General features: G+C 72.0%; 6 protein-coding genes. 2 read left to right on the top strand and 4 right to left on the bottom strand.

Annotated elements, in window-relative coordinates:
* The first annotated feature begins 85 nt into the window (after positions 1 to 85).
* Positions 86 to 763, top strand: coding sequence for a response regulator transcription factor (locus MEICH_RS0102725; protein WP_027891338.1), 678 nt, complete (start codon positions 86 to 88; stop codon positions 761 to 763).
* Complete coding sequence (locus MEICH_RS0102720) at positions 760 to 1878, top strand: sensor histidine kinase (protein ID WP_027891337.1); 1119 nt, start codon at positions 760 to 762, stop codon at positions 1876 to 1878. Before MEICH_RS0102725 ends, MEICH_RS0102720 begins: the two co-directional genes overlap by 4 nt.
* A gap of 92 nt (positions 1879 to 1970) precedes the next feature.
* On the opposite strand, the gene MEICH_RS0102715 is transcribed toward MEICH_RS0102720, so the two are convergent.
* From MEICH_RS0102715 to MEICH_RS23295, 4 genes are all read right to left on the bottom strand, one after another.
* Complete coding sequence (locus MEICH_RS0102715; RefSeq protein WP_027891336.1) at positions 1971 to 2447, bottom strand: nucleoside deaminase; 477 nt, start codon at positions 2445 to 2447, stop codon at positions 1971 to 1973.
* Positions 2448 to 2464: 17 nt separating this feature from the next.
* Positions 2465 to 3268, bottom strand: a complete 804-nt coding sequence (locus tag MEICH_RS0102710; RefSeq protein ID WP_027891335.1) for a DNA-formamidopyrimidine glycosylase — start codon at positions 3266 to 3268, stop codon at positions 2465 to 2467.
* A gap of 363 nt (positions 3269 to 3631) precedes the next feature.
* Positions 3632 to 3913 carry a hypothetical protein gene (locus MEICH_RS0102705; protein ID WP_027891334.1) on the bottom strand — a complete coding sequence of 94 codons (282 nt, stop codon included), beginning with the start codon at positions 3911 to 3913 and terminating at the stop codon, positions 3632 to 3634.
* Positions 3914 to 4013: 100 nt separating this feature from the next.
* Positions 4014 to 4821, bottom strand: an 808-nt coding sequence (locus tag MEICH_RS23295; protein ID WP_084542150.1) for an NAD(P)H-binding protein, incomplete at its 5' end; no start/stop codon positions are given.

Here is a 4821-nt window from a genome sequence, read left to right as displayed (position 1 = left end):
GGCGGGCGCCGCTAAGCGCCGAGCTCGAGGGGACGGGGGCGGCCTGCGGGTCGCCCCCGCTTTGGAGGAGCCTAGAATGGGCTTAGTGACCGGTGGACTCATCCTGATCGTGGAGGACGAGGCCCGCATCGCGGAGGTGCTCGAGCGCTTCCTGCGGGCCGAAGGCTTCCGTACCGAGCGGGCCGCCGACGGGCGGCGGGCGCTGGAGCTGTGGCGGGCCGCCCGCCCCGACCTGGTGCTCCTCGACCTGATGATCCCCCCGCCCGACGGCCTCGAGGTGCTGCGCGCCATCCGCCGCGAGGCCCCCACCCCGGTGATCGTGCTCACCGCGCGGGTCGAGGAGATCGACCGGCTGCTGGGCCTCGAGCTCGGCGCCGACGACTACGTGACCAAGCCCTTCAGCGCCCGCGAGGTGGTGGCGCGGGTCAAGGCCGTGCTGCGCCGGGCCAACGGCCAGCTCCGGGCCCCCCAGCGCTACCGGGTGGGCGGGCTCGAGCTCGACCTCGAGGCCTTCCAGGCCCGCTGCCACGGCCAGGCCCTCGCCCTCACCGCCACCCAGTTCCGGCTGCTGCAGGCCTTCATGGCCCACCCCGGCAAGGCCTTCAGCCGGGGGGAACTGCTCGACCTCTTCGGCGAGGAGGCCCCCGACGAGCGCACCGTGGACGCGCACATCAAGAACCTGCGGGCGCGGCTGGGCGAGTGCGGCGGTTTGCTCGAGACCGTGCGCGGGGTGGGCTACCGGCTGGCCGGAGAGCCCGCGTGAAGCTCACCGCCCGCCTGCTCTTGTCCTTCGCGCTGGTGGCGCTGTTCGCCGCCGGTTTCGGGGCTTTCCTGGCGTTTCGCGCTGCCCAGACCGACGTGCGGCGCTTCTTCCGCGACCAGTTCGGCGAACAGGTCATGCCCCCGGCCGGCACGCCGGGACCGGGGCGCCGCTTCGGCCCCCCGCCCCAGCGCGACCGCGAATTGCTGCTCGAGCGGCTGCGCGACTCGCAGGTGCAGGCCGCCGTCTTCGCGGTGCTGGTGGGCCTCCTGGCGGGGGGCTACCTGGCTTACCGCTCGGTGAGCCCCATCCGCCACCTCACCGACGTGACCCGCCGCTACGCCCGCGGCGATCGCCAGGCCCGCGCGCGGGTGCGGGGCTCCGACGAGATCGCCGAGCTGAGCGCCTCCTTCAACCAGCTCGTGGACCAGCTCGCCGCCGAGGAAGCCCAGAAGCAGCGCATGGTGGCCGACATCGCCCACGAGCTGCGCACCCCCCTCACCGTGCTGCGGGGCGAGCTCGAGGTCCTGCAGGCTGGGCTGATGGAGCCCACCCCCCACACCCTGGGCCGCCTGATCGAGGGGGTGGACCTGCTGACCCACCTGGTGCAGGACCTGCGCCTGCTGACCCTGGCCGACGCGGGCGGCCTGAGCCTCAACCGCGCCCCCCTCGAGCTCGCCGCCCTGGCCCGCGAGGCCCTGGCCGCCTTCGGGACGCGGGCCGAAGCCCGGGGCGTGCGGCTGGAGTTCGCGGGGAGCGAGCTTTCCCTCCCCGCCGACCGCGAGCGGCTGCTCCAGGTGCTCTACAACCTGCTCGACAACGCCCTGCGCCACACGCCCGAGGGGGGAGAGGTGCGCCTCGAGACCGCCTTGGGGGGCCCCTGGGGCCTGCTGCGCGTGCGCGACACCGGCCCCGGCATCCCCCCCGAGCACCTGCCCCACGTCTTCGAGCGCTTCTACCGCGCCGACAAGGCCCGCACCCGCGAATCCGGGGGCTCAGGGCTGGGGCTCGCCATCGCCAAAGCCCTCGTCGAGGCCCACGGCGGCCAGATCACGGCCCGCAACGCGCCGGAAGGCGGGGCAGTGCTCGAGGTCCGGCTTCCCCTGAGCAAGGGTTAAGCGGCTCCAGCGTGCGTTTGCCGGAGGGCAGGTAGCTATCGCCTATGGGCGTTCGGCTATCGACCATCGACCATCGACAGCCTCCGCCAGCCCTACTGCCGCCAGAACCCCTCGTGCACCTGCGCCGCCTCGTCCTCGAGCGCCGGCCCCAGCACCTCCACCGGGCGCTGCCCGCGGGCGAAGACCTCGCGGCAGGGCAGCTCGAGGGTGGGGTTGGCGGGGTCGTCGCCGGTGAGCTCGCGCAGCCGCGCCTCGCTCAGCGCGTACACCACCCGCCGCACGTTGCCCCAGTAGATCGCCCCCGAGCACATCGCGCAGGGCTCGGTGGAGGTGTAGAGGGTGCAGGTCGCCAGGAAGCCGGGGTCGTAGCTGCGGGAGGCCAGGCGCATGAGGTTGAGCTCGGCGTGACCCGTGCAGTCGCGCTCGGTCTGCACGGTGTTCTCGGCCTCGAGCAGCACCTTGCCCTCGGCGTCCACCAGCAAGGCGCCGAAGGGGTGGTTGCCGTTGGCGCGGGCCCGGCGGGCCACCTCCACGGCCTGCCGCAGGAACTCCAGGTCTTTCGCGGTCATGAGGCCAGCATAGCGCCTCAGGGGCGCTGGCACTCGGGGCAGAAGTGCGTGCCCCGGCCCCCCACCACGATCTTGGCGATGCGGCCCGTGCAGCCGGGGGTGTTGCAGGGCAGGCCCGCGCGGTCGTAGGCGTTGTGCTCGAGCTGGAAGTAGCCGGGCCTGCCGTCGGGCTGCTGGTAGCTGGCGTCGGAGAGGGTCGAGCCGCCGGCGCTCACCGCCCGGCCCATCACCTCGCGGATGGCCTGGTACAGCCGCTCGACCTCCTCGGGCCGCAGGCCGCGGGCGGGGCGCTCGGGGTGGATGCGGCTCATCCAGAGCGACTCGTCGGCGTAGATGTTGCCCACTCCGGCCACCGCCTCCTGCCCCAGCAGCACCTCCTTGACGCGGCGCGGCGTGCGGGCCAAGGCCTGCTGGAAACCTTCCAGCTCGAATTCCTCGGAGAGCGGCTCGGGGCCCATGCGCCGCAAGAGCTCGATGCCGCCGTAGTCCCCGGCCTCCACCACCCACCACTTGCCGAAGCGGCGGGGGTCCACGTAGTAGATCACCGCGTCGCCCAGGTGCACGGTGAGCCGGGTGTGGGGGTGGGGCGCGAAGCGGAACCCCCCGGTCATGCCCAGGTGCACGACCGCCTCGAGCCCCCCCTCGAGCTCGATCAGGATGTACTTCCCCCGCCTCCGGGTGCCCAGCACCGCCCGCCCCTCGGCCAGCTCGGTGCACCGGTAACGCGCGGGGTCGGCGTGCTCGAGGCGCACGAGCGTGCGCCCCAGCAGGTAGGGTTCCAGGATGCGGCGGGTGGTCTCGACTTCGGGCAGTTCAGGCATAGTTGGCAGGCTCCAGCATGCGGAAAAGGCGCGGGGGAGACCGTGAGCTGTCGCGCTATGGTGGTGGTGCGCTGAACGCCGATAGCCGATAGCCGAACGCCCAACGCCTAACGCGGGTCGTACGTCCTACGTCGTACGTCGTACGCAAAACGCAAGACGCAAAACGCAAGACGCAAGACGCAAAACGCAAGACGCAAGACGCAAAACGCAAGACGCAAAACGCAAGACGCAAAACGCAAGACGCCTTGTTCCCCCCTTAGCAAGGGGGGTTAGGGGGGATAAACCCTCCCCGCGGGCGGGGAGGGTTGGGGAGGGGTTCCCACGAGCCACTAGTTCGTTGCTGACGGCTGACGGCTGATCGCTTCACTGCGCCATCCGTTGCCGGTGTCGCTTGGGGTTGGCTAGGGCGAGGCGGCTTTCGCGCAGGATGTACTGGGCGAGCACCTTGAGGGGGAGGTCGGGGAGGTCGAGGGCCTGGCAGACCGAGCGGTAGCGCTGGGGGTCGGCGGCGCGGACCAGCGGGGCGACCTGGCGCCAGACGGTGTGGACGTGCTCCCGGTCGGTGAGGGTTTCGAGCTCGAGCTGCTCGAGGGGTCGGGGGGTGTACAGGCGCAGGACGTGCGGGGGGCGACCGGAAGGCTTCACAGCCCGAGGATACGGCAGGCACGGGGATAAACCGTAGGCCACGCTATCCACTGACCTACCGGTAAGGCCCGTCCGGACGCAATTTGTACGGCATCGCGGCTCAGGAGACCGATGGGTGTCTAAGTTTTGTACCGAGCACGGCCGGCAGCTCGGCCTCGAGGCGGCGCTCCTCGAGGGCGAACGCGGCCCGCATGGGGGCGGGGTCGGCGGTGTTTCCGGCCTTGAGCATGCGGTACTGGTCGAGGGTGATGGGCGTGAAGGGGAGTGCGTTGAGCAGCGGAACCGCCAGGTCCATGAGGGCCAGCGGTATGGGAAGGACCGGCTTGCGCGAGCCCAGGCTTTGCTTCATCAGCAGCAAAAGCTGGCGGAAGGTGTACTCCTGCGGGCCCACCAGGTCGTAGGCCTGGCCGGCGGTGGCGGGCTTCTCGAGCGCCTGCGCGAAGGCCTCGGCCACGTCGCCCACCCACACCGGGCGGAAGGGGAAGCGCCCGTCGCCGACCTGCGGGATGAAGGGGGCTGGGGCGGTGACCAGGCCCTTGAGCACGCCGCCGAAAAAGTCGTCGCCCTCGCCGAAGATCAGGCTGGGGCGGAAGATGGTCCACTCCAGCCCCGACCCCCGCACCCACTCCTCGGCCTCGGCCTTGGCCTCGAAGTAGCGGCTGCCGGTGCCCCGCGCCGCCCCCAAGGCCGACATGTGCAGCAGCCGCCGGACCCCGGCCCGCCGCATGGCGGCGACGGTGTTCTTCACCCCTTCGACGACGGTGCCCCGGAAGGTCTGGCCCCCGCACTCCCGGATCAGCGCCACGAGGTAGACCACCGCGTCCGCGGCGCGCACGGCCTCCTCGAGCCCCTCCCCCGTCACCGCGTCGCCCCGCACGTGCCGCGCCCCCTGGCCCGCCCCCGCCACC

The organism is Calidithermus chliarophilus DSM 9957 (assembly GCF_000430045.1).
In the GTDB taxonomy this organism is placed as follows: Bacteria; Deinococcota; Deinococci; order Deinococcales; family Thermaceae; genus Calidithermus; species Calidithermus chliarophilus.
The sequence above is the reverse complement of the archived record's forward strand: the minus strand, read 5'-3'. Positions and strand labels throughout refer to the sequence as shown.

Coding starts and splice junctions, on each gene's coding strand:
- MEICH_RS0102715 (WP_027891336.1), bottom strand. CDS start 2,447: ATGACCGCGAAAGACCTGGAGTTCCTGCGGCAGGCCGTGGAGGTGGCC.
- MEICH_RS0102710 (WP_027891335.1), bottom strand. CDS start 3,268: ATGCCTGAACTGCCCGAAGTCGAGACCACCCGCCGCATCCTGGAACCC.